This window comes from Mesorhizobium sp. BH1-1-4 (genome assembly GCF_020165665.1).
GTDB lineage: Bacteria > Pseudomonadota > Alphaproteobacteria > Rhizobiales > Rhizobiaceae > Mesorhizobium.
The window spans coordinates 429,255-453,299 of the sequence record NZ_JAIUIN010000004.1 but is presented as its reverse complement, the minus strand read 5'-3'; the positions used below and the strand labels follow the sequence as shown (position 1 = coordinate 453,299).

General features: G+C 57.4%; 22 protein-coding genes. 8 read left to right on the top strand and 14 right to left on the bottom strand.

Going from position 1 to position 24,045, the window contains the following annotated elements; translation table 11 throughout:
• Positions 1-30: 30 nt before the first annotated feature.
• The 11 genes from LB569_RS11010 to LB569_RS10960 all read right to left on the bottom strand — a co-directional run bounded on the left by LB569_RS11010 (position 31) and on the right by LB569_RS10960 (position 12,430).
• Positions 31-972, bottom strand: coding sequence for a substrate-binding domain-containing protein (locus tag LB569_RS11010; RefSeq protein ID WP_224692261.1), 942 nt, complete (start codon positions 970-972; stop codon positions 31-33).
• 115 nt (positions 973-1,087) lie between these two features.
• Positions 1,088-2,092, bottom strand: coding sequence for a sterol desaturase family protein (locus tag LB569_RS11005; RefSeq protein ID WP_224692260.1), 1,005 nt, complete (start codon positions 2,090-2,092; stop codon positions 1,088-1,090).
• Positions 2,093-2,099: 7 nt separating this feature from the next.
• Positions 2,100-2,891: a 3-methyl-2-oxobutanoate hydroxymethyltransferase gene (locus tag LB569_RS11000; RefSeq protein ID WP_224692259.1), complete on the bottom strand. Its 792-nt coding sequence runs from the start codon at positions 2,889-2,891 to the stop codon at positions 2,100-2,102.
• Between the two features lie 256 nt (positions 2,892-3,147).
• The gene (locus LB569_RS10995; protein WP_224692313.1) at positions 3,148-4,155 is read right to left on the bottom strand and encodes a LacI family DNA-binding transcriptional regulator; all 1,008 of its coding nucleotides are present in this window, start codon (positions 4,153-4,155) and stop codon (positions 3,148-3,150) included.
• Positions 4,156-4,681: 526 nt separating this feature from the next.
• A complete protein-coding gene (locus LB569_RS10990) occupies positions 4,682-5,167 on the bottom strand; it encodes a hypothetical protein (RefSeq protein ID WP_224692258.1) in 486 nt (161 codons plus the stop codon).
• 76 nt (positions 5,168-5,243) lie between these two features.
• Positions 5,244-6,308 (bottom strand): ABC transporter ATP-binding protein, encoded by a 1,065-nt coding sequence (locus LB569_RS10985; protein ID WP_224692257.1) that lies wholly within the window; start codon positions 6,306-6,308, stop codon positions 5,244-5,246.
• 3 nt (positions 6,309-6,311) lie between these two features.
• On the bottom strand, positions 6,312-7,160 hold the full coding sequence (locus LB569_RS10980; RefSeq protein ID WP_224692256.1) for a carbohydrate ABC transporter permease: 849 nt from the start codon (positions 7,158-7,160) through the stop codon (positions 6,312-6,314).
• Complete coding sequence (locus LB569_RS10975) at positions 7,157-8,059, bottom strand: carbohydrate ABC transporter permease (RefSeq protein WP_224692255.1); 903 nt, start codon at positions 8,057-8,059, stop codon at positions 7,157-7,159. The genes LB569_RS10980 and LB569_RS10975 overlap by 4 nt, the downstream gene beginning before the upstream one ends.
• Before the next feature lie 18 nt (positions 8,060-8,077).
• A complete protein-coding gene (locus LB569_RS10970) occupies positions 8,078-9,367 on the bottom strand; it encodes an ABC transporter substrate-binding protein (RefSeq protein WP_224692254.1) in 1,290 nt (429 codons plus the stop codon).
• A gap of 174 nt (positions 9,368-9,541) precedes the next feature.
• Positions 9,542-10,918 (bottom strand): aminotransferase, encoded by a 1,377-nt coding sequence (locus LB569_RS10965; protein WP_224692253.1) that lies wholly within the window; start codon positions 10,916-10,918, stop codon positions 9,542-9,544.
• A 255-nt stretch (positions 10,919-11,173) separates the two neighbouring features.
• Complete coding sequence (locus tag LB569_RS10960; RefSeq protein WP_224692252.1) at positions 11,174-12,430, bottom strand: ROK family protein; 1,257 nt, start codon at positions 12,428-12,430, stop codon at positions 11,174-11,176.
• 253 nt (positions 12,431-12,683) lie between these two features.
• Between LB569_RS10960 and LB569_RS10955 the strand changes: the two genes are divergently transcribed.
• The 3 genes from LB569_RS10955 (at position 12,684) to LB569_RS10945 (ending at position 15,297) form a co-directional block, all read left to right on the top strand.
• Positions 12,684-13,706, top strand: coding sequence for a Gfo/Idh/MocA family protein (locus LB569_RS10955; protein WP_224692251.1), 1,023 nt, complete (start codon positions 12,684-12,686; stop codon positions 13,704-13,706).
• Positions 13,707-13,743: 37 nt separating this feature from the next.
• Positions 13,744-14,526, top strand: coding sequence for an SDR family NAD(P)-dependent oxidoreductase (locus LB569_RS10950; RefSeq protein ID WP_224692250.1), 783 nt, complete (start codon positions 13,744-13,746; stop codon positions 14,524-14,526).
• Between the two features lie 270 nt (positions 14,527-14,796).
• Complete coding sequence (locus LB569_RS10945; protein WP_224692249.1) at positions 14,797-15,297, top strand: GNAT family N-acetyltransferase; 501 nt, start codon at positions 14,797-14,799, stop codon at positions 15,295-15,297.
• Between the two features lie 85 nt (positions 15,298-15,382).
• Here LB569_RS10945 and LB569_RS10940 read toward each other — a convergent pair whose 3' ends face one another.
• The 3 genes from LB569_RS10940 to LB569_RS10930 form a co-directional block, all read right to left on the bottom strand.
• Positions 15,383-16,429 carry an NAD(P)-dependent alcohol dehydrogenase gene (locus tag LB569_RS10940; RefSeq protein ID WP_224692248.1) on the bottom strand — a complete coding sequence of 349 codons (1,047 nt, stop codon included), beginning with the start codon at positions 16,427-16,429 and terminating at the stop codon, positions 15,383-15,385.
• Positions 16,430-16,647: 218 nt separating this feature from the next.
• Entirely contained in the window at positions 16,648-17,379 is a 732-nt protein-coding gene (locus LB569_RS10935) for an HAD family hydrolase (RefSeq protein WP_224692247.1), read from the bottom strand.
• A gap of 174 nt (positions 17,380-17,553) precedes the next feature.
• Positions 17,554-18,405 carry a MurR/RpiR family transcriptional regulator gene (locus LB569_RS10930; protein WP_224692246.1) on the bottom strand — a complete coding sequence of 284 codons (852 nt, stop codon included), beginning with the start codon at positions 18,403-18,405 and terminating at the stop codon, positions 17,554-17,556.
• A 301-nt stretch (positions 18,406-18,706) separates the two neighbouring features.
• Here LB569_RS10930 and LB569_RS10925 point away from each other — a divergent pair, with 301 nt between their 5' ends.
• From LB569_RS10925 to LB569_RS10905, 5 genes are all read left to right on the top strand, one after another.
• Positions 18,707-19,906 (top strand): ABC transporter ATP-binding protein, encoded by a 1,200-nt coding sequence (locus LB569_RS10925; protein ID WP_224692245.1) that lies wholly within the window; start codon positions 18,707-18,709, stop codon positions 19,904-19,906.
• Positions 19,903-20,826 (top strand): carbohydrate ABC transporter permease, encoded by a 924-nt coding sequence (locus tag LB569_RS10920; protein WP_224692244.1) that lies wholly within the window; start codon positions 19,903-19,905, stop codon positions 20,824-20,826. The genes LB569_RS10925 and LB569_RS10920 overlap by 4 nt, the downstream gene beginning before the upstream one ends.
• Positions 20,823-21,689, top strand: a complete 867-nt coding sequence (locus LB569_RS10915; protein WP_224692243.1) for a carbohydrate ABC transporter permease — start codon at positions 20,823-20,825, stop codon at positions 21,687-21,689. The genes LB569_RS10920 and LB569_RS10915 overlap by 4 nt, the downstream gene beginning before the upstream one ends.
• Before the next feature lie 107 nt (positions 21,690-21,796).
• Positions 21,797-23,077, top strand: a complete 1,281-nt coding sequence (locus LB569_RS10910; RefSeq protein WP_224692242.1) for an ABC transporter substrate-binding protein — start codon at positions 21,797-21,799, stop codon at positions 23,075-23,077.
• Positions 23,078-23,148: 71 nt separating this feature from the next.
• Positions 23,149-24,000 carry a metallophosphoesterase gene (locus LB569_RS10905; protein WP_224692241.1) on the top strand — a complete coding sequence of 284 codons (852 nt, stop codon included), beginning with the start codon at positions 23,149-23,151 and terminating at the stop codon, positions 23,998-24,000.
• Positions 24,001-24,045 lie beyond the last annotated feature (45 nt).

Here is a 24,045-nt window from a genome sequence, read left to right as displayed (position 1 = left end):
TGACAGCCGCCCAGAGGCCCCGTCCTGGGATTAGTTCTTGTTGAGGTAGTCGGCCGCGTTTGCCGACGTCACCAGTTCGAACGGGACATAGACGACACGGTCGACCTTCTCGCCCTTGGCCAGTGCAAGAGCCGCGTCGACACCGCCGCCGCCCTGCCCCTTGGCGTTCTGGAACACCGTTACAGAAAGATCGCCCGCCTTCATCGATTGCAGCCCGTCCTGCGTGGCGTCGATGCCGCCGACGACGACGTTCTTCATGTCGACGCCATTGGCCTTCAGCGCCAGGATGGCGCCGATGGCGGATTCGTCATTGTTGGCGATGACGGCGTCTGGCGCGCCGCCGGCGGTCAGCCAGTTGGTCATCAGATTCTGCGCATTGTCGCGCGACCATTCGGACGACTGCTTGTCGACAATCTTGATGAAGTTGCACATGTCGGTGCCGAAGATCTGCTCGACATCCTTGGTCCGCTGCAGGGCCGCCTGGTGAACCAGGCTGCCCATGACGATGTAAGCGTTGGCACCTGCCGACTTGCCTTTGGCGCGCAGCATCTTGCACACCTCGAACGCTTCCAGCGTGCCTGACTCGACCTCGTTGGAGCCGACATAGACCTGTTTCTCCGGCAGGTTCGCCATGTCTGACGGTTCGAGGTTGACGAAGACCAGTGGGATGCCGGCCCTGGCAGCTTCGTCGCTGAGCGTCCTTGACGCGTTGGTGTCGACCAGCGTGACGATGATGGCGTCGACGCCGCTGGCGATGAAGTTCTTTACCTGGTCGAGTTGCTTGGCGACGTCATTCTGCGCGTCCTCGACCTGGATGCCGGCGCCCTTTTCCTTGGCGCGGGCCTGCATGCCGTCCCTCAGCAACGTCTGGAAATTGTTGTCGAAGTTGACGATGCTGACGCCGATTTTTGCAGCCATCGCATTGGTCGACATCAACGCCGCCAACGCTGTCGAAATGAGAAGTTTCTTCACGGTTTCCTCCCTTGCGGATGGAGTGCCGGTACACTCCTCCTTTGACTTCCGGTCCCTTGCGGGATGGCTTGCTATGACGGCCTGAACGGCGTCGCGTGGCTGTCTCATCGGGCTGTCATTGGGCGGCGTTGGCGCGCGCCTTCTTCTTCTCGTAGCGGGCCTGCATACGGGCCTCGCCTTCCTTGCTGCCGTCGTGGAAAGTGCCGAACCATTTGTCGAACGGGATCAGGCCGTCGCCGTAGTTCACCTCGAAATATTTGTGATGGAGGTAGTGGATGTAGGCGTGGCTATCGACCGCCCTATCCTCACCGACCTCGACCTTGTCGAAACCGACATGGCCGGGGATGGCGCCGAAGCCGGCATAGTGGAGCTGGTAGAGCGCGAGCAGCGGGTTCGACGGGATGATCAGGTGCCAGAATGCAACGCCGAGGTAGCCGAACTGCTCGACAGGGTGCATCGACAGCGACGACCAAGGCGACGGATTGACGGAGTTGTGGTGCACCGAATGCACCCATTTGTAGAGCGGTGGCCAGTGGATCGCCCGATGCAGCAGGAAGAAGTGCGTCTCGTGGATGATCGGCACCACCAGCGCCAGGCAAAACAGGTAGACGGGATGCTCGGCGACCGTCAGCCACGGCACGTAACCATTGGCGTAGGCGTTGAGGATTGCGACCTCGATCGCCGTCCAGATCGGCATGCCGGTGCCGAAGGTACGCAGCATGTTGTCGCGGTTCTGGTTCTCGAAGAAGAAAGCCTTGCTCTTCTGCTCGGAGGGCCATTTGCCGTTGTATTTGAAGCGGCTGCCCTGGCTTCTCAAGGTGTAGAGTCGGAGCTCAAAGAGGCCGAAGAAGACCAGCAGCGCCGCACAGTTGACGAGGAACAGGCGCAGGATCCAGCCGAAGGCGAGCGTCTTCATCACCTCGACGTCGGGCAGCACGAAACGCCACCACGCCACCGCTGACAGCGCGAAGAGCAGATTGTAGGGCAGGAAATAGCTTGGCAGCCATTTCAGAAGCGCCAGCGGGCGCGGCGGAAAGGTGAACAGCGGCGCGGTTCCGGCCGGCTCGCTCGGAGCCCAGTCGCCTCGTTTGTTGCGCGTGCCGTATTTCAGGTCGTCCATGCTGGTCTCACAGGGATTGGGAAAGGGTCAGGAAGCGGTCATAGGCGGCATCGTCCATGTCCACCTGGTGCTGTGCCTCGGGGTAGTTGCCTTCGGCCACATCGCGGCCGAAGGCACGGAAGGCGGCGACGCGTTTTTCCTGTAACTCCGCCTCCAGCGTGATGAAGTCGGCATAGCGCTTTGCATGGCGTGGGTAATGACCGGAATGGGTGCCGAGCACGTCGCTGGAGAAAAGATATTGCGTGTCGCAGGCCGAGCCGCAGCCCATGCCCATGGTGATCAGCGGGGTCACGCGCGTGATGTGCTCGGCCAGCCGCACGGGAACCACCTCGACTTCGATGCAGGCCGCACCTGCATTCTCCAGATCTTTCGCCGCGCGCAATACCTTGAATGCTTCTTCCGCCGTGCGTCCGATGGCGCGGAAATTGGTCCAGGTGGCGCGGTTCGGCACCAGGCCGACATGGCCGGTAACCGGGATACCCTCTGCCGCCATCGCCTCGATGAAGCGCGGTGAATGCGAGCAATAGACGGCGTCAGCTCCGCGCTTCAGCATAGCGAAGCCCAGCCTCACCGCCTCGTCGGGCGAGGCGACCGCGCCATGCGGCATGCCGACCGACAAGAAGGCGAGAGGCGCCGCCTGACGGATCAATTCCAGATTGTGGTCGGGCTCGCTGGAGAGGATCACGATATTGCAGGCGACAGCTGCGGCGGCCTCGGCCGGCGTGTCGACGTGAAGCTGCAGCCATTTGCGGCTGCCCTTGGCGCTCCTGAGATCGTAGGCCGTCAGCCGTCTCGTCACTCGTCGTCCTCCCCTTCACGATCGCTTATGCGAAAATGCCCCCTCACCCGGATTGCCTGATTTGCGGCAATCCGACCTTTCCCTGAGAGGAAAGGGCGATCGTCTGCGCTTGGCGCCAGCCTCTTCTCCCCCAGCGGGGAAGGCGGATGCGAAGCGGCCGGATGAGGGGGCGAACTTCATATGCGATCGCCTTCCGTTCGCGGGGAGTTAGCACCACAAGGGAGGCGAAGGCCCGCTATACCTTGATCAAATCAGATCAAAGGTTCTCGGCGGTGAATGTGACGAAGCGGATTGGCGGGTTCTCGACCGGCAGGTCGTGCAAGTTCAATGTCGCAAGCACGAGATCCATGGCGCGCCTTGCCTGCGCCTCGGGTGCCTGGTCCAGCACGACATCCATCGTGCCCTCGCGAAGTGCGGCGGCACTACGCGAGGTGAGCTCGTGGCCAACGAAGAAGACCTGGCGGCCGAGCGGGTGGCGCTTCAGTACATTGTTCAGCGCAGCGTTGGCGCCACCGGCATTGTAGAGGCCGGTAAGGTCCGGCCAGCGGCTCAAGGCTTCCAGAAGCTGCTCGGCATTACGGTCGCCGTCGTCATGGCCGAACAGGGTGCCGACCGGTTCGAATTCGTCGGGCGCCGTCTGCGTCAAATAGTCGAAGAAGCCGCGCACCCGATCGCGATGCACGCGGTAGATCTGGCTGTGGCAGACCGCCACCACCTTGCCTGGCCGCCTCTGCATGCGCGACAGCATGAGGCCGGCCATGCGCCCGGCCGCGTAGTTGTCGATGCCGACATAGTCGCCGCTGGTGCCGGAAATCTCAGTGACGATCTGCACGGTCGGGATGTTCTCAGCCTCGAGCTTCCTCAAGGCGGCGCCGACCAGCGGATGGTCGGGAACAGCGAGGATCAGGCCGGCGCGGCGCATCTCGGGATCAAGAATGCGCCGGGCGATGGCCGCCGGGTCCGCCTCATCGAGAAAGGTGCGGTGGACGGTAATGGCGCGGTCGAGCGTCGCGGCGATGCGCTCGAAGGCGCGGGAGAGACGGGCAAAGAATGTAGCGTCTGGGCGCACAAGGATGACCTCGATCCTGATCACGCCGCGATGGGCTTCCGGCAGGCGGCGCGGATAGTCGAGCGAGCGCGCGGCGGCAACGACCTTTTCGACGGTTGCGGGCCTCACCCCGCCCCTGCCGTTGAGCACGCGCTCGACCGTCGCCGTGCCAACCCCGGCGCGCCGAGCTATCTCAAGGAAGGTAGGTTTCGAAATCTTGGTTCCTCTCACCGTCTGGGTTTCGAAGCCTAAACAGAGACGAGTGCTTTTCAAGACGCAAGATTGACTGGTGTTGTCGATCGAGAATTGGACCTGCTCTCCTGCCCCCCACGGACTCCGAGTAAGAGATCGGCGTGCTCTTCATGTCTGCGTCCACCTTGTTTTGAAGCAGGTGAGTTGCGTCTCGGCCCCCATCAGTTGCGCTTCTTCCTTGCTCGGTAGCCGCACGATGAAGCCGGTCGGGAGACGGGTGCAGTCCAAAACGACTTAATCGACGAGGACAGCGCTGACAGTCTGCCCTCGCGGTTCGTTGCGAAAGGCGGTAATCCAGGCGCTATTAGTGAACGAACGTTCCCTTCCATCTTCGACCTGGACAACCCCGCGATTCTGAAACCGGGCAAACGCGTCGAGGCTGTGCCGCCGGACGTCAAAGCGTTCCATAAGTTTTCCGCTTCCATAGGAAGCTGCGCTCCCGCTTTTTCAGTAACGAAAACGACCTCAACGATCCGTTGCATAACGTTCATCAGGAGGGCGACGCAAAAGGCAGGAACCCCACGAACCCCGTAATCTTCCACGTCCGGTCCTGCTTCGTGCAGAAGAACACCGACTGCCAGTTCATTTTCTGAAAACCGCCGCCATCGAGTGCTATCGCGTCATCGAAGGTCTTTCGTGCCGTTGCCGTGTGCCCTTGCACGCGAATGTCGAGCATGTTCGTAGCCCGGAAAAGAGCATTTCGACGGTCCTCAGCATAGGCCGTTGCAGCAGAGCGGCGGGCATCTTCAAGCCATGCGTCTCGATAGGTATCAACCGTCGGAAAGCTGATCTGCCAATTGGCTGGATCAAATGAGCCCTTGGCATCCAACCCGCAAAAGCCGCCGCGTTTGAACGATCCACCAAAAACCGACCAGTCCTCGTTAACAAAGCCGTCGACGTCTTCGCGTACGAGCATTTCCCAAATCGCATGTCTATCCTGATCAGATGAGGGGAATGGATTGATGTCGTGAGGCATTAGTGTTGTTCCTCTTTGTTACACCGACGAGAAATCTGATTGACTGGTGATGTAATCGGGGGCCTGAAGAGAGCCGTCAAAGACGCAATCCAGTTTCCTTGTCGAACACATGCATGTCCGACGCCCGGATCTCGATAGTAACGGGATCGCCTGGCTTGACCCGCAGAAAACCAGGCACGCTTGCGACAAACGCTCCTGCCGATGTGTCGATTGTGACATGGGTCGCGGGCCCAATCGGCTGGAGAATTTGCACGCGACCTTCGATTCCGTTGTCGCCCAAGCGGACGTGTTCGGGCCTAACGCCGAACTCCACAAACCTCCCTGGTTTGAAATTGCCCGGACCGAGACTGACCGGCAACAGCCTTGGCCCTGCGCGAATGAAAGGCGCGCCGTTCCAGTCCTCCAGTGCGCCATCAAGCAGTTCAATCTGTGGGCTGCCTATGAATGACGCCACGTAGCGGGTGGCAGGACACGCATAGATCTCCTCGGGGGTTCCAAATTGCTCAACACGGCCGCGATACATGACGGCGATCCTGTCCGAGATCGACATTGCCTCTTCTTGGTCGTGCGTCACGAAGATCGAGGTCACATTCTGCTGAACATGCAACTGCTTGACTTCTGCGCGCATCTTGACGCGAAGCGATGCATCAAGGTTCGAGAATGGCTCGTCGAACAGGAAGATTCGCGGCTCTCGGACCAGAGCGCGGCCGATCGCCACGCGCTGTTGCTGGCCGCCGGAGAGCTGCGCTGGAAATCTCTCAAGAACGTGGTTGAGTTCCAGAGACGCGGCAAGTTTCTCGATTTTCTCCCGGATGAGCGCCGCCGCCATGCCGCGCATCTTGAGCGTGAAGCCGATGTTCTGCGCGACCGTCATATGCGGGTAAAGCGCATAGTTTTGAAACACCATGGCCACGTCGCGCTCGACCGGCGACAGGTCGTTGACGCGCCGTCCAGCGATCAGGATGTCACCGGATGTGCTGTCTTCGAGGCCGGCCACCATGTTCAAGGTCGTAGTCTTGCCGCAGCCGGACGATCCGAGCAGCGTGATGAATTCTCCCGACCTAATTTCAAGGCCGATATTGTGGCAGACCTGGACGCTTCCGAACCTCTTGGAAACCTCTTTCAACGTTATGTCAGTCACTGCCTATCCTTTCATCATGCCGTCGGCGAAGCCGCGGATGATCTGGTCTCGGAAGATCGCTGCGATCACAATGACGGGGGCTACGCTGATCACGGCGGCTGCCATCATCTGGCCGAACACTGTTTGATATTGTCCGGCGAATTGCGCGATCGCGAGCGGTACGGTCTGCGCGCTCTGTCGCGTCAGGATCAATGCAAAGAAGAACTCGTTCCACGCCTCGATAAACGCGAAAACGGCAGCCGCGCCCATGGGCGGGATCGAAATCGGCAGTATGACGTACCAGAGCGTTCGCAGCGGACCCGCGCCATCAACAGCTGCCGCCTTTTCGATTCCAACGGGAATGCTGAGGAAAAATCCGCGCAAAATCCAGATGACTATCGGCAGGTTGAAGGACAGATAAACGACGCCCAAGGTCAGCACGCTGTCGATCAGGCCCAAATAACTGATGAGGAGAAACAAAGGGATTGCGATTGCAATGCCCGGCAGCATCTGGGTTGCCAGAATGATGAAGCCGAAGACGTTCGAGTATGGCACTGATAGGCGAGCAAGCGCGTACGCCGCTGGTGCGCCCAAAGCGAGCGCAAGGGCCGTTGAGAACAATGAGACAATAAGCGAATTGAGGACGCCGTGTCCGAGCGCTGTTGCAGACGCCATCACCGAAACGAAATTTTCGACCGTAAAATTGGACGGCGATAGATCCGGCGGCTGGGCAATGAGCGCACTCTGTTCTAGCAAGCTCGATAAAATCAGCCAGACAATCGGTGAGATTGACCATACAACGAAGAGAGACAAGCCTAGATAGACCCCGATCCTCTTGGCAGGCCCGCCCTTGCGATAGGCTTGGAAAGTCATTTCGTACCTGCCGGGGACTTGGGTTTGAGAAGCCACAGATAGCCAACCGCCAAAATGAACGTCAAAATGAAGATGATGTTGGCGATCGCTGCACCGTAGCCGATGTCCAGAAAATTGAACGTGACGCGATAGGCCAGGAAGTTCAGAAGCACGGTTCCGTCGGCTGGACCGCCGCGAGTCAAAACGAAGACGATGTCGAATACTCGCAGTGACCAAATCGTCTGAAGGATCACCGCAATCCCGATGGCATCCTTGATGACCGGCAGCGTGATGTAACGGAAGCTCTGAAAACTGCTCGCGCCATCCATGAATGCCGCCCTGTGCAGCACTGCGGGCACGCGTTGAAGCCCCGCGAGCAACAGGAGCGTCACGAACGGTACCGACTTCCACACGTCAACAAGGAGCAGGAAATTCAGCGCGCTGAAGGGCGTTCCCAGCCAGACGTGGTAGTTGTCTACTAGCCCCAGAGATTTCAGCAGGCCGTTCAACACCCCGTAGTTGGAGTTGAGAATCCATTTCCAAAGCACGGCATTGGCCACCGGAGCAATCGCCCAGGGAATGACCAACAGGACCTTCAGAGAGCCGCTTCTGCCTTCAGGCCGGTTCAAGAGCAGTGCCACGCCCAAACCGATCCCGACAACAAGGATGACCTCCATTAAGGAAAAGTAGAGCGTGTTAAGCGCGGCGTGCTGGAGGCCTTCATCAGAAAAGATCCGTCTGAAGTTCGCCAACCCCACCCACGCCTGGTCGAGTTTGCCGGCCCGCAGTTTGACCTCCTGGAACGCTAGCAATGCAGATCTGGCAATCGGATAGCCGAGGATCCCGGCAATCACGATCAGGGCTGGCATGAAAAGGAGAACGCCGACCTTCTGTCGGCGCTTCTCAAATGTTGCGGGCATTGTTACACCTCTAGCGGCTCACCCGCGGCGCTTGACGATCGCAGCAACCAAATCATGGGCTTCTGCGATCGCTTCGGAAGCAGTTTTCTGGCCTTGCAGGGCTTTTTGTACTTCCGTGCCAATGGCTTGGCTGACCTGGGTGTAGTCCGGCGTCACAAAGCTGTCATAGGGATGTTGCGCTTGATCAAGCACGACCTTGGCAATTGGGAGTTTGGCTTGGACCTCCGGATCTCCCAGGACAGACAGCCGCGAGGGCAGCCATCCGGTATCGAGCGCTTGGCGTTTTTGGACATCTTTGTCGAGATAAAACTCGATCAGCTTTCTCGCTTTTTCGGGATTTGCGCTGGCCTTGCCGATGGTCCAAGCATCCGTCCCGTCGATCGAGGCAGTACCGGCTGGGCCCGCCGGCAGTATCGAAGCGGCCAATTTGCCGACGATTTTAGACTGTTTAGGGTCCTGTGCCGGATTCCACATATACGGCCAGCTCATCATCATGGATGCCCGACCGGACATGAAAACGTTGCTGGCGTCGTTGATCCCGGCATAAGATATCGAACCGGGCTCCGTTCCGGCTGCCATGAGGTCGATCATCATCTGAAGCGCGTCAACGCCGGCGTCACTCTTGAAGACCGGCATCCCATCTTCGCCGTACATCGTTCCGCCTGCCTGCTGGAGGAATGTCATCCAATAGCTTGCGGCACCGCCGATACCCGCGGCTTCTGCATAATTGGCGACGTATCCATAGCGACCGTCGCGTGTTAGCTCCTTGGTGAAACGCTTGAACTCGTCCCAATTTTTCGGCGGAGCCTTAATCCCGGCTTGCTCGAGATGCTCCGTGTTGAAGAACAGAGTTAGCAGTGAGAGGGTAAAGACCGTTCCATAGCGCTTTCCGTTCCAGGTTACGGTCTTGAAGCTCGATTCAGGCAGGTCGGCAACCAGATCCGCTGGAAGCTCGTCCACAAATGGGCGGAGGAAGCTTTCGAACTCTGGAACCCATCCACACATATAAATGACGTCCCAAGGTGCCGATCCGGATGCAAAAGCCGTTGCCATGCGGTCATGAAGCTGGGGCCAAGCCAAGAGCTCGTAGTCCACAGATGCACCATTTGCGGCCTTCCAGGCCTCAAACGCTGCTTCGGCGAATTTTGCCGCCCCTGGTGGAGCCGGATCGGGCGGAAGCGGGCCAAAAACGGATAGGGCCGCTTCCTGCGCCTGCGCGTAGCTGCCAAAAAGACTTCCGGTTGCAGCCGCAGCTGCGACCAAGCCTGCGCTTTTAAGGGCCAGGCGACGAGAAATGATTGGTTGCATTCTAAATCCCCTTCTTTTTCTGCTGGACAAATGAGAGAGCCTCATTGCAACCGGACGCTGCGCTGAGAGCAGCCCGGGCTCATGGCAAGCGTACTTTCGGTTTCAGTTGAGCATCCACCTTCAGGGTCCTGGGTTGATGATGCGTCGTTCCATCCGGTTCGACGCACAGATGCTTCAGCGGCCGATGCTGGCCTGGAACTGCTTGAGCGCCTTTCCGAAGCGCTCGGCGATTTCGTCGACATCTGCTTCAGTCACGACAAGCGGTGGGGCCAGGACCAGGCAATCGCCGGTCGCTCTCGCGACGAGACCGTTTTCGACCGAGAACGTGTCGCACTTGAAGCCCGCCCCGAAGGCAGGCGCAAATGGAGCTTTGGTGTCCTTGTCGTTGACGAGTTCAATGCCGAACATCAATCCAACGCCTCGGATATCACCGACGATCGACGAGCCGGCAGCTATTTCGCGAAGATGCGACTTCAACCGCTCACCCATCGCCCGCACATGCGGTACGACATCCATTTCCTCATAGATTTTGAGGCATTCCAACGCGACGGCAGCGCCAACGGGATGACCGGAGTTCGTGAAGCCATGACCAAAGAAGCTGCCGCTCTTGTTGAACTCTGCCACCGCTTCGTAGATCTCGGGCGCCATTACAACGGCCGACATCGGGAAATAGGAGGATGTGAGGCCCTTCGCCAAGGCCATCATATGCGGCTGCATATTGGTCGTCTGGCGGCCGAACCAATTGCCAGTCCGCGCAAACCCGGTGACAATTTCGTCGTCGAGCAACAGCACATCGTACTTGTCGAGCACTGCCTTTATCTTGCGGAAGTAGTCCTGCGGCGGCGCAACGACCCCAGCACCCGCCATGATGGGTTCTGCTATGAAGGCGGCTACCGTATCGGCGCCTTCCCTTACGATCATCAGTTCAAGCTCTGCGGCTAGCCGATCTGAATACTGTTCGGCAGTTTCGCCATCATCCATGCCCCTGTACATGTCAGGGAAGGATACGTGCAAAAACCCTGGGATCGGCAAAGCGAACTCACGGTGCATCGTTTGCAGGCCGCACATGGAAGCAGCCGCAATAGTCGAACCGTGGAAGGACTTCCTTCGCGAAATAACCTTGCGCTTGCCCGGATTGCCGCGCACCGTATGATAGACCCAAGCAAGCTTAACCATGGTTTCGTTTGCTTCGGATCCAGACGTCGCAAAGTAGACGTGCGCGTTTTCGATCAGCGATCGCGTTGCTAGCTCCTCTGCGAGCAGGCTCACCTCATGAGAGGTGCGTGAAAAAAAAGTGTGGTAGTAGCCGATGCGTTTCGAATGCTCGTAAATGACTTCCGCCAACCGCTTGTTTCCGAAGCCAAGCGAGGCGCACCAAAGCCCTGACATGCCGTCGATGAACTCTTTTCCACTGCTGTCGAAGATGCGGACCCCCTCTCCTCGCTCGATCACAGCAGGACCTTGAGCTTTGAGCTGCTGAGGATTTGTTTGGGAATGGAGGTGGAAAGCTACATCCAGACCAGGCGTTCTGTCGCGCGATACTCCAGTCATACCGAATCTCCTGCTAGCCGCTCAAGGCAGACGCCGAGGGCTAATGTTGCGTTGCGCTGTCGACCTAAGCTCTTTCACGTCAAGTGCCCGTCCGGCCAGTGTCGCTATCGAGCGCCACCAAGCTGACACACAAAGGTATATATGTAAAGGCTACGTACATACCTAGTGGACAAGTTTGACAAACACGGTACATTTCGTGTCGACCCACACAGCCTGACCATGGTCGATCAGGGAGCCCAGTCCTATGATTAATGGTCAGAGGGGAAAATTTAGAAGTTCCGACAGAACCAAGCCGGCAGCGCCCCGCAGCGCTGCCACGTCCTCGCTATCGCCCAGCGCAAGGACGACTTCGTCATCAGGGCGATCGAGTATCAACTTGCGGAAGCTCTCATCGATCAAATCGATCATTCTCTCGCCACCTTGCGCGACATCTCCGTGCAGGATGATATAATTGGGAGCCATCAATTGCTGGAGATTTGCGAGCCCCACCGAAATATTGAAGGCGTACTGTTGGAGGAGGTCTGCAGCTTCTGCGACGCGCTGGTCGGCCAGCACTATCAGCCGGCGCGAGTCCATTGAAGCGGGCTGCGGCAGTCCCCGTTCGCGCGCCTCATCCCGCAGCCATGCGAGCGTGGCGATGGTTTCCCAACACCCACGGCGCCCACACTTGCAGGCACGGCCATTGAGCTGAACGGTCGTATGGCCTATTTCGCCACCGGCCCCGGCAGCACCCCGATAGAGGTGACCGTCCAGATAGAGGGCCACGCCCAGAACCTCCCCTGTATAGACGACAGCAAAATTCCTGCGGCCGCGTCCCTTGCCGAACCAACGATCGCCCACAAGGAGCGCTCGCGCGTCTTGGTCAACGCAAACAGGCACATCAAACCTTTTCTCCAGCTCAGCGCCTATCGGGAATCCGTTGAAGAACGATGCAAGATTGATCGCCACAATCGAGCCAGCGTCGGTGTTGATCATGCCCGCAATAGCCACACCAATCCCCAGGATTGGTAGATCTACCGACGTGATAGCCCGCTCAACGCAGCCAGAGATTATTGTGAATGCCTCGCGTGGGTCGGTAAGTTCCTTCGAGAACGCAGCGCTGTTTTGGGCATAGATCTCGCCGTCCAGAGAGACCAGGCATGTGCGTACATGATCGTGCATCAAAAGAACCGCGCAGATGGGCTTTGCATCCTTGGAGAACCACAATTTGGTCGGGGGCTTCCCGCCAGCCTGATTTGGTTGAACAACTTCCCCTTCGACAAGGATGCGTTGATCGAGCAAGGGCTGAACGATTCCGCCAATCGTTCCTCGGCTGACGCCTGTAAAGCGCGCAAGGTCCGCCCTGCTTGACGGTCCCATATCGTAGAGAGCCTGGAGTAGGCGACCTCGATTCACCGCCCCAACACTCGCTGTCGAAATTAGATTATGGATCGGCCTGAACTGGCGCCCGCGCTTCTGTTCTTCTGCGGCCACTCCCATTGAATAGATCCAACCCTCTTTCGCTGCACCCATTCCGTGAATCCCTTGCTAGACCAACCTCAATGGTCGGGTTCAATACATTCGCCGGTGGCGATTCACCACAAGACCGGTCGAAGACTTAGTGTATGCGGTGGTGACATACAAACATTTCGAGCGGTGAGCCTGTTATTTCCTTGCTTGCGGCCGTTCATGACGTCCACCTGACGCGTCGCAGTCTTTTCGGTTGACTGGCTTATACGTATGTGCGAGATACGTACATACCTAGCGTGCACCTCAGGAGGCGAGTTTGACAGAGCTAAAAATCGGGATCGTTGGCGCGGGTATTTGGGGCGCGAACCATGCGAGGGTCTTCAACACCCTCCCGCAAACACGACTCGTCGCCGTGTGTGACATTTCCCCGGAGCGCGCGAACGCCTTTAAGGAGCAATGTGGCTGCGCTGCTGGATATACCGACTTCAACGACTTGATTGCAGATCCTGATGTTGAAGCGATCTCTGTGGCAACTCCCGACTTTACGCATGCTCCGATCATTCTTGCGGCTCTCAAGGCCAACAAGCACGTGCTTTGCGAGAAGCCGCTTGCGATGACGCTCGAAGAAACCGAAGAAGTCGCCAGGGCGGCTGAGCTATCCTCCGGCAAGCTGATGGTGGACTTCCACAATCGGGTGAACCCAGCCATTGTCCAATTGCGGGACGCGGTTAAGGCTGGAGAAATCGGCAGACCTGTCCATGGCTACGCGCGCCTCAGCAACACGACCTACGTTCCGCTCGAAATGCTGTCTTGGGCCGCAAAGTCGTCCGCCCTGTGGTTCCTGGGCAGCCATGTCGTGGACGCGCTGCGATTTGTTCTCAATGACGAAGTCGTCAAAGTCTACTCCGTTGCTCGCAGCGGGGTGTTGAAGGCCCGCGGAGTCGATACGCAGGACGTGCATATTTCCACTCTGGAATTCTCCAAGGGTACCGTTGTCACGCTTGAAAACAGTTGGATCCTCTCAACCTCCAATCCAATCGCATACGATTTCAAGATCGAACTTGTCGGCGACAAGGGCCAGGTGAATGCCAACCCATCCCACAACGGTGCTGTCACGAAACTCACCTCACAAGGCGCGAAGTTTGCCGATTTGCTAGGGATCACCCCAACGGGTTCCTCCCGCATTGGAGGTTTCGTTTTGGAGGCGATCGCGCAGTTCGTTGACGCCGTTCTGGACGGATCTCCCCTTCTTGCCGACGCAAAAGACGGGCTGGCTGTTACACGAGTTCTGGCGGCAATCGAACAGTCCGCGGCACAGGGAACGCCTGTTACGCTTTGAGAGAGACCGGATCATCAAATATAAGGACCGAAAAGCAATGAGCTTGGAAAAATGGTTTGGACTGACCGGCAAACGCGCGATCGTTACGGGCGCCAGCCGCGGACTGGGTCGAGCAATGGCCATGGCGTTGGCAGAAGCCGGCGCCGATATCGTTATCACAGGTCGCACCCAAGATACGCTGGACAAGGCAGCCGCTGAGATCGGTGCGATCGGAAGAAAGGTATGGACGTTCAAGGCCGACATGGCTTTGCCTGCGGAGTGCGAAGCAACGCTTGAGCGCATTGTGAAGGAACTCGGCGCACCTGACATCCTGATCAACAATCTCGGGAATCGGGAAGTTAACGTCTCGATCGAGGCCGAGTCGCTTGAGACCTGGCAAAGGATGATTGATCTCAACCTCACCACCTGCTTCCTCGGCACCAAGATCGCCGGCGCGGCAATGCTCGCGGCCAAGAAAAAAGGCCGAATTATCAACATTGCCTCGATCAGCGCCCTGATCGCCAATCGTGGGATCGGTGGCCGCGACTACGAGACAGGCAAGGCCGCGGTTCTGCATTTCACCCGATGCGCCGGCGCAGACTGGGCGCCGCACGGCATTACGGTCAACGCGATCTGCCCGGGCCTGTTCATGACTGACATCAACAAGGAGTGGAATGAGAAGAACCCCGAGGTGATCGAGGCGTTTCTTGAGAATGTTCCGATGGGCAGGGCTGGCATTCCACATGAAATTGGGCCGCTTGCGGTGTTCCTCGCGAGCGACGCATCGGCGTACGTCACCGGCGCCTCCTATGTGATGGATGGCGGATATACACTTTGGTAGACATCACGCTCAGTATTTCGAGAGTGATGTGAAATAGGGGCCGGCAACACGGTCTGGCTCTGACGCAAAGCAAAGCTTTGCAGCCCATGCTGCGACGATGCCGACCGGTGCGGTGATATTCGTTGCCGCCGGAGGTCTATGTCGGGTTCGCGTGGTCTCAATCCGGATGCGCCGCCACACCTCAGCAAAGGCGACCGAAACGATCTTATTGCTCAACTGCGGCTCATGAGAGGAGATCGTGGGCCAGCGAGGCAAACCGAGGCTATCAACATGACTGTAAAGGTTGCAATTGAACCTCTAAACGCCCGCCCGGAAATGATCCCAGTATGCGCGAGCTGGACTTTCGGGCATTGGGATTGCCAGGCAGGGACCACCTTCGAAGAGACCAATCGCCTGTTTTGCGACGCAGTGAATGGCGAAACATCCCTGCCCTTGACCTTCGTTGCGATCGTGGATGACAAGCCAGCCGGCATGATCAGCCTTCGTGATAGTGACTTCAAGGAAAGGGATGATCTCTCGCCGTGGCTGGCATCGCTTTACGTCCATCCGTCTCATCGCAACAAAGGCATAGGTTTGTTGCTGATAGAGAGGCTGGAACTTGCGGCCGAGCGCCTGGGCTATAAGCGTCTCTACCTCACCACAGAAGACTCCAGCGGCCTCTACGAAAAGCACGGATGGCAGCAGATCGATCGCGTGCGTACCCCCTTTGGCGACGCATCCCTGATGGCGAAGGATTTGCGGCGAGACACGCGGGTCGGCGCGCCAGTTTAATGAACCGCGGGGATTTTTCGACCGAATTGCATCTATGAATTTCGGGCGGTGGGATCAACGTATCGGCGGCCGGCGAAAACCGTCCTCAAAAGCCATCCTCAGATACACGTATCTGCAGCTTCACGTCGGTTGGATTTGCCGCGGCGGCCCGTTCGAATGCCTGCACGCTGTCAGCGAAACGGTAGGTGCCGGTTATGAGGGGTTTGAGGTCGACTCTACCAGAGGCGATAAGTGCGAGCGCTCGATCGAAAACGTTGGCATACCTCATCACAGTTTCGATCCGAACCTCTTTGCAGATCGCGGCGTGGACATCGAAGGCCACCGGCTCAGCCGGCAGTCCGACTATAACGGCGACACCGCCGGGGCGAACGAGGTCGAATAGGTTTTCATATGCTCGCGCATTACCACTCGCCTCAAACACTACATCTGCGCCCCAACCATCGGTTTCGCGCGAGATTACCGAACCAAAAGGCTCATCCGCAATGTTGACGGGATGTATACCCGCATACCTTGCGGCTACATTGAGCTTCTCGGAGCTAAGGTCAGAGATATAGACTCGGCTACACCCGCCTGCCAGAGCAGCAAGCGCCGTCATTATGCCTATGGGACCGCTGCCGATCACCGCCGCGACGTCGCCAGGAACGATCCGAGCTCGTGTTGCGGCATGCATGCCGATGGCGAATGGCTCGACCATCGCGCCCTCGGCAAATGAGACAGATTCCGGGAGTTTGTAGGTGAAAGCGGCGGGGTGAATGACAAAAGGCGTAAGAGCGCCGTGCACCGGAGGGGTCGCCCAGAACAGCACGTCTGGATCCACGTTGTATCGACCGAGTTTAGACGCCCGAGATGACAAATTCGGGATGCCCGGCTCCATGCACACGCGATCGCCTGCTTTAAGCTCAACGACTTTTGATCCGGTCTCGACCACCACGCCGGCCGCTTCATGTCCCAGCACCATGGGCATCTGCAGACGGTAACTCCCGATGCCCCCATGCAAATAGTAATGAAGATCGCTGCCACAAATTCCCACTGTGTGGACAGCTATCTTCACATCGTCCGGTCCCACCGTAAGCGGAAGGTCTATGTCGCGAAGCGCCAACTCCCCCTTTTTTTCTACAACTAACGCTCTCATCGATGTCTCCATCCTTGCTTAATAGGCATTTCTTAAGGCCTGGAACGATTTGTGCTGCTGAAGCCGAAACGGGATTTCCACCGGGGTGAACGGCAGCGGCGAGATTCACACGGCATCGCGAGCTCGGCCGACTTATGCTTGTCGCGCATCTGCGGCTAGTTATGACGCCTGGATGTTTGCCTGATCAATTCTTTCGTGCAGTCAACAAGTTCGTTAGATTAGACGGTAGCGCTTGCCAGCCCTTCTACTTCCTTCGCCGTCTCCGCAGCGTCAACGGCATAGGAAGTAAGTTCTTCGAGTATGGGACCCAACTCTTCAAACCGGCTGAAGATGCGTTTGGCTCCTGCTTCCTGGAGGCGTGTAGCATGCGAAGGTCCGCAATGACTTCCTCCTACGAAGCCTAGGGGAGTCATGCCTGCGGCGATAGCTGCTGTCACGCCCGCAACGCTGTCTTCGACGACGACGCAATTGACAGGAGATATCCCCATTTTCTCGGCTGCGTATAGAAAAATGTCTGGTGAGGGTTTTCCGTTTCGCACCAATACCGTTGAAAATATGTGAGGATAAAAGAGCTCGAGCAGCTCCGTTTTCGCAAGGGCAAGTCCGAGCCGGTTCGGTTCGGAACTAGAGGCGACGCAGCATGGGACCTTAAGCGTGCGGATCGTCTCCCGCACGCCAGCTATTGCGGCGAGCTCAGAGAGGTAAAGCTCGCGAACACGTGTGTCGATGCGACTGGACAAATCCGCAGGCAAGGGCACACCCAACCGAGCCTCGATGATGCGGTACATCTCGTTGGCAGGAACTCCAGCGAACTGCTCAACGGCTTCCTCAACACTGATGCGGTGACCGACGCGAGTAAATTCCGCGGCTTCGGCGGTGCTGACGATGATCTCGCTATCCACCAACACACCGTCACAGTCGAAGATGACCAGTTTTGGCTTAACATCCATTATTCGACCTCCAAGGAGCGGGCTGCACGCTGCCCACCGCCATCCAATTTCCGGGCTGGTCCGCGCGATGGAACCATAACGACTTCGCCGCCGACTGTCGGCCGAACGAACTCCGCTGTGGGAACGAGTAGTGGATTTAAAATCCAAACGCAACCACTCACATGGAGTGAGCCCTCAATTGACGGGTGACGCGTCCCCTGAGGCTTTGGTGTGATCGGCTATGGCTATCGCCAGGGCTTCGGCAATGAATACAATTCGAGACAGGGCGATCATTTGCTCACTGAGACCAGGCTGCGGCACCCGAGCCATTTGCAGGACGGCGTCGGAAACTTTGGCAAGGGAGGACTTGGGATGACAGGTGATTGCCAAGGAGAAGGCCCCTATCTTGTGGGCTTTGCGCAGGAACTCGACCGTATCCGGGGAGGCTCCGGATTGGGATATGGCGATCGCCGCGTCTTCCTTTGTCATGGCTTCAGCGGTCTCATGGGCGTAACCCACATTGGCGAAGACGCGGACGGGAACGCCGATGCGCCGCAGGCGATGAAAGAGCACCTCGCCGGCCAGACCGGAGTCTCCGGAGCCATAAATGTTCACGTGGCGCGCGCCTAACAAGCGCGGCGCTGCGGAAGCCACCAGTTCGGGCTGTAGCAGCTGCCGCGTACTCAAGACAGAGCGGCTAATTAGCGAAACCACCTCATCCAAAGAGTTGACGGTCAAGCTTACGCCTCGATCTGGTTCGGTCTCGCGGTGGCCGATCTCGGACGCCAGAGCAAGCTTGAAGTCAGTAAATCCTTTGAAACCAAGCTCACGGCAAAGCCGGAATATTGTGGCTTGCCCACTCTGGGACGCTGCGCTCAATTCGCCAAGGGATTGACGGACTGCCCTTTTCGGATTCTCCAGGACGTACTGAGCGACCCGCGCGAGGGCATTAGGATAGTCCAGCGCCGCCTCCACCTTCAAGAGAACCGGCGTACGAGCCTCACCCTCTGTCGAGAAAGGGCGTAAACCATCATCTTGCATTGCCATGTCATTCTCCGAGTTCAATCATCAACTGCGATGCCACTCTGATTGCGCATCCAAACGCCATATTCGGGAACTCTCCAATCATCAATCGGAACAGGCAAGCGTTCAAGGCTACTGCCCCTCATCATCTTCGGAGACAAAACGGAGGAAATAGACCAGCGTTTCGAGATCGAAGCCGCGAGGCAGCTTTAACTTCGCACGAGATGGAGCGGCTTGCCATCTTTACAATGGAGAAAAAATCCGCCTATTGTCACATCAATGATAAGAAACTCCACTATGGAGGCCCGACATTGAGGAGAACGACATGACAGGAACTGCGCTTAGGCTATCAAAAATTTCCAAAGGCTATGGCAGCAGCCAAGTGCTTAAGGGCATTGATTTGGCAGTTGATGCCGGCGAGTTCATGACCCTCGTTGGACCGTCCGGTTGCGGTAAGTCGACGTTGCTGAAAATTCTTGCCGGACTTGACCAACCGGATGGTGGATTGATCGAGATAGGGGGCGAGATAGCGAACCAGCTCCGCCCCAGCAAACGCAATATTGCAATGGTGTTCCAGTCCTATGCACTTTACCCGCATATGCGCGTTCGGGACAACCTGGCGATGCCGTTAATTATGGCAAACTTGCCGTTCGCGGCACGGATGCCGGTGATTGGCGGCCTGGTCCCTGGCACCAGCGCCAAACGCCGGCAGATAAGCACGGCAGTTGGAGAGGTATCCAAGACGCTCGGCATTGAAGCGCTTCTTGAGCGCAAGCCAAGCGAGTTGTCAGGCGGACAGCGCCAGCGTGTCGCGCTCGGACGCGCGATGGTCCGCCAACCCGGTGTGTTCCTGATGGACGAGCCGCTCTCCAACCTAGATGCGGCCCTCAGAACGCAGGTGCGCACCGAACTCGTCGAACTGCAACGACGCTTAAAGGCCACCTTCGTCTACGTCACGCATGACCAGGTCGAAGCAATGACCATGTCGGACAGGATCGCTGTGATGATGGACGGTGCGATCGTTCAGGTCGCCACGCCGGCGGAGATCTATGCGGCACCGGCAGATATTCGCGTCGCGCGTTTCATTGGATCACCGCCGATTAATATTCTCCCGGCTGACATTGTTCACCAAGGTGAGCTCCGGCTGTTTGGAGAAAGCCAGAACTTGAAAACGGATTTGATGCCGGGAGATCAGGCACAAATTGGGATACGGCCCGAAGACGTAGTGGTGGCCGCTCAGACGAAACTGCGTAGCGCTTGTTCCCCTCATGAGGGGCGGATCCGTCTGATAGAGAACTTGGGCAACGAAGTTATTCTTCACCTTTACATCGGTGATGGCAAGCAGACTGAAGTGACTGCGAGGTTAGCGCAGCGTGAATGGTCTGCAATCCAGGAGAGCTCCAGCGAACCCGATGTAATCAGAGTAAGATTGTCGGCGCAGCATTTCCTTGTGTTCGATTCCACTGGCTCTCGAGTGCGAACCGAAAAAATACACGACTCCAAACGGCTTGAGGTGGTGTCGTGACATCCTTTCAGATTTCTCAACCCACTCGCAAGGCCCACGGTCGGCCCCAGAAGATTATCGGAATTAACCTCGCCTATCTGTTCGCGCTGCCGGCCGCAGCACTTCTTGCCGTTGTTATTTTGGCTCCCATAGCCGTCGTAACCGCTTTGAGCTTTACCGATTACACCCTGGGAGCAACAGAATGGTCTGGGGTTGGAATGCGCAATTACGGCGAACTTTTTCACGACAAAGGCTTTGTAAATGCTCTTTCGAACACAGCTCTCTACGTTACCGTAGTGGTGTCGATTTCAGTGTTGCTTGGTTTGATTCTTGCAATCTTAGTCCACGACAGTGGCCGCTTGAGACGCGTTTACGAGGTCATCTTCTTCCTGCCGGTCGCGAGCACCATGGTGGCTTTGGGGCTTGTGTGGAAATTCATGCTCCACAGCCGTATCGGCCCCGTCAACGAACTGATCGCCGCGCTTGGCTTTCCACGCGTCGACTTCTTTAACAATCCTTCGATTGCAATTTTCGCGCTTGCCGCGATCGGTGTTTGGCACCTGGTCGGCTTCAATATGATCCTGTTTCTGGCCGGGCTTACGGGAATCCCGCGCGATCTTTATCAGGCTGCTGCAATCGACGGTGCCGATGGCTTTTGGGACCGGTTGTTTCGCGTGACCTGGCCGATGCTGGGTCCCACGACCGTATTCGTGACAATCACCTCGTCGATCACCGCTTTTCAGGTCTTCGATACTGTCGCGGTCATAACCCATGGCGGACCGGGGGGATCGACCGAAGTCCTTCTCTATCAACTCTACCAAGCGAGCTTCCAATATTTCGAGACCGGGTATGCGTCTGCGCTGACCGTCGTATTTCTGATCATCATGATGGCGATCTCAGTGGTGCAAATCTTTGCAGCGAGGGGAGTGCATTACTCATGAGACCGCTCAAGACCCAAGTGTCCGTGCAGAAAACCCGCGTGCCCTCAGCATTGCTGCTCGGAGCTGCCAAACATGGGCTGTTGCTGCTTTTGGCCGCTGTGATCCTCCTTCCGTTCGTCTGGATGCTTCTCGCAGCGGTGAAGAACCCAGCGGACATTTTTTCCGAACCGTTCTCGCTCGATCCGGCGAAGCTTCACGCTGCCGAGAATTTCGGCAAGGCGCTGACCGCAGCTCCGATGGGCCTCTTCATGTTCAACAGCCTGGTTGTGGTGTTCGGGGTACTTAGCGTGCAGCTTATCACCTCAATCGGTGCAGCTTACGCGCTTGCGCAAATGAAGTTTCGTGGGCAACGGTTGTTGTTCGGCCTTGTGCTGTTCGCATTATGCGTCCCGGTGCAAGTCCCCGCTCTACCCCTTTACATTGCGCTCGCAAAACTCGGGCTGCTCAATAGCTATTTTGCGCTGATGTTCCCCTGGTTCTTTTCGGCCTTCGCGATCTTCCTCTTTCGCCAGCACTTCCTGACATTTCCCCAGGAGATCATAAACGCTGCCAGGATCGACGGCTTCACGGAAATTGAGATCGTGCTGCGCCTTGTGGTTCCCAGCGCCGTACCGGCAATCGCGGCCTTCTCGGTATTCTCTGTAACCGCTCACTGGAACGATCTTTATTGGCCTCTGATCGTCATCAATGTGACCGACAAGATGACTGCGCCCCTTGGCCTCTTGAACTTCCAGTCGGCAGAAGGCGCCAGCTACGGGCCGCTGATGGCTGCCGCGACTATCATCACCCTGCCGCTGATTGGTCTCTTTCTTTTGGCGCGGCGGTATTTTGTCGAGGGGGTGACGATGACCGGAGTGAAGTGACTTCGAGGTTTCGATCAAGCGGTTCTTTGGCTGGCATCTGCGGCTGCCAAGCGGCCAATCGGACACAGACAAGTATCTCAATCAACCCAGCGAAAAGGAATTTCGCAATGAGACAGACTTTAACGTTTTTGATGGCTGCCGGCTTAACGGTTGTCGCGGGAATTGGCACCGCCCCGGCGCGCGCCGAAACTACATTGGAGGTTGTGCATGCTTACGGATCCTTCCGCGAGCGCTTCTATCAGCCGCTCGCTGATGCGTTCATGAAGGAACACCCAGACATCAAGATCAAGTTCCGTGCCCCGGCGGCAGACTATTATGAAGGTCATCTGGCCGTTACCCGCGAGGCCATGACCGGCGAGACGCCAGATGTCTTCTTCTCCGGGATGAACCTGTTGAATGATCTAGTGTCGACCCTAGCCCCGCGCAAGCAGATCGCCGACATGACGCCCTTCTTCGGTAAGGAGGGGCAGGCCTGGATCGACAAGAATTACGACACCAACGTCCTGGAGCTTGGACGCATTGACGGCCACCAGTGGGGTCTGCCGTTTAATGCGTCGACCCCTATTGCGTACTTCAACGATGACCTTATGGAAAAGGCTGGTCTAGATCCCCAGAAACTTCCCAAGACTTGGGATGAGTTCATCGAAGCGGCAAAGAAGGTCAAAGCGGCCAACAGCGATGTCGATGGAATGCAGATCAACCTGGCTTTGGGCGACTGGTTTTGGCAGGCCATGGTCTACAGCTATGGGGGCTCAATGATGAGCCCGGACAGGACAAAGGTTACCTATGGTGACGGGGCGGGCCTGAAAGCGGCAACCACTGTCCGTCGTCTGGTTGCCGAGGTTGGAATGCCATGGATCGACGAAGATGCCGGGCAGGCGCAGTTCGCCGCCGGCAAGCTCGGAATTTTCATTGGTTCGACCGGTGACATTCGCACCATGGACGAGGCCATCGGCGGTAAGTTCAAGTTGGTCACAGGCACTTTCCCGATGGGAGCGAAAGACGGTCACGTTCCAACCGGCGGAAATTTCGCCACGATCCTGACCCAAGATCCCGAAAAGCAGAAGGCGGCCTGGGAGTTCGTAAAGTTCCTGACCAGTCCTGCGGGTCAAAAGCTCACGGTCCTTGGATCTGGCTACATGCCAACGAACAAGCAGGCGCTGGAGACTGAACATCTGGGCGAATTTTACGCTTCACACCCCGAATGGAAAACCAGTCTCACGCAGTGGCCGATTGCTGTTGCCTGGTTTGGCTACCCTAACGTCAAAAGCGTCAAGGTTTGGAAGGCGCAGTCGGAGGTTCTGTTCCGGATCGGAACTGGCGATGTTTCGCCAGCAGACGGTCTTAAGGAAATGGTCCAGTCGACCGAAGCCATCATTAAGCGATAGCAATCCAAGAGCGGGGTCGAGCGTGCGCCCCTCCCCGCTCCACAGGTTCGCCACCTCGAAGGTCATTACAGATGCTGAAAATAATCCATGTAAGCGACACCCATGTCGGACCCGTTGGTGAGCTCGTGGTGGGACTCGATCCCCACGAGCGGCTCAGACAGGTTGTCCATGCCATCAACGGGAGTCACGAAGACGCCGCTCTCTGTGTCATTACCGGCGATCTGACGGATCGCGGCGATGAAGAGTCCTACCGGGCCTTTGCTGATATTGTGAGTGAGCTGAAGATCCCCTACCGACTCCTGCTCGGCAATCATGACAATCGAAAGAATTTTCGGCGCGTGTTTCCCGATGTGCCCGTCGATGCGTTTGGGTTCATTCAATCCACGGCGGATTTCAGCGACATCAGACTGATATTCCTCGACAGCCTTCATGACAACCATGCTGGCTTAGGGCAAATTTGCAACTCACGCCTTGAGTGGTTCGAGGGAATGCTTCAGGACGGGGCGGCAACCGGCCGCCGGTCGGTTGCTTTCATCCATCACCCGCCGTTTTCGGTGGGGGTGAGGATGTTCCAACAGATGATTCTAGAAAATCCGGGACCCTTTCTCGAACAGATCACTACAAATAAGCCGCTCCACCTGGCGTTTGGACACCTGCACTTGACAACGTCCGGCTCTTGGAACGGCATCCCCTATAGCTGCAATCGCGGCGTAGCTCACCGCATCGCCCTTAGCCTCGAAGGCGAAGTCACTGAGTTCATTGAAGCGGAGCCGACTTTCGACGTTATGCTAATTTCTTCGAGCGGCGTACTCGTACACCACACTGCGCCGACGACGGGCAGCAGCGTCATCGCTCGTGAATATCCGACAGCGGACGGAAAAGGACTTCAAGTGATGCTGCAACCCAAAATCGCGGAAGCTTAGCCTTGCGGTCGCCGCAGTCGCCTTTTGAAGATGGTGGCGCCAAGA

Bases quoted from the DNA above. Each gene is read 5' to 3' on its own strand.
- LB569_RS11005 (WP_224692260.1), bottom strand. From the start codon at position 2,092: ATGGACGACCTGAAATACGGCACGCGCAACAAACGAGGCGACTGGGCT.
- LB569_RS10990 (WP_224692258.1), bottom strand. From the start codon at position 5,167: ATGCCTCACGACATCAATCCATTCCCCTCATCTGATCAGGATAGACAT.
- LB569_RS10980 (WP_224692256.1), bottom strand. From the start codon at position 7,160: ATGACTTTCCAAGCCTATCGCAAGGGCGGGCCTGCCAAGAGGATCGGG.
- LB569_RS10975 (WP_224692255.1), bottom strand. From the start codon at position 8,059: ATGCCCGCAACATTTGAGAAGCGCCGACAGAAGGTCGGCGTTCTCCTT.
- LB569_RS10970 (WP_224692254.1), bottom strand. From the start codon at position 9,367: ATGCAACCAATCATTTCTCGTCGCCTGGCCCTTAAAAGCGCAGGCTTG.
- LB569_RS10965 (WP_224692253.1), bottom strand. From the start codon at position 10,918: ATGACTGGAGTATCGCGCGACAGAACGCCTGGTCTGGATGTAGCTTTC.
- LB569_RS10960 (WP_224692252.1), bottom strand. From the start codon at position 12,430: ATGGGTGCAGCGAAAGAGGGTTGGATCTATTCAATGGGAGTGGCCGCA.
- LB569_RS10950 (WP_224692250.1), top strand. From the start codon at position 13,744: ATGAGCTTGGAAAAATGGTTTGGACTGACCGGCAAACGCGCGATCGTT.
- LB569_RS10945 (WP_224692249.1), top strand. From the start codon at position 14,797: ATGACTGTAAAGGTTGCAATTGAACCTCTAAACGCCCGCCCGGAAATG.
- LB569_RS10940 (WP_224692248.1), bottom strand. From the start codon at position 16,429: ATGAGAGCGTTAGTTGTAGAAAAAAAGGGGGAGTTGGCGCTTCGCGAC.
- LB569_RS10935 (WP_224692247.1), bottom strand. From the start codon at position 17,379: ATGGATGTTAAGCCAAAACTGGTCATCTTCGACTGTGACGGTGTGTTG.
- LB569_RS10930 (WP_224692246.1), bottom strand. From the start codon at position 18,405: ATGGCAATGCAAGATGATGGTTTACGCCCTTTCTCGACAGAGGGTGAG.
- LB569_RS10925 (WP_224692245.1), top strand. From the start codon at position 18,707: ATGACAGGAACTGCGCTTAGGCTATCAAAAATTTCCAAAGGCTATGGC.
- LB569_RS10915 (WP_224692243.1), top strand. From the start codon at position 20,823: ATGAGACCGCTCAAGACCCAAGTGTCCGTGCAGAAAACCCGCGTGCCC.
- LB569_RS10910 (WP_224692242.1), top strand. From the start codon at position 21,797: ATGAGACAGACTTTAACGTTTTTGATGGCTGCCGGCTTAACGGTTGTC.
- LB569_RS10905 (WP_224692241.1), top strand. From the start codon at position 23,149: ATGCTGAAAATAATCCATGTAAGCGACACCCATGTCGGACCCGTTGGT.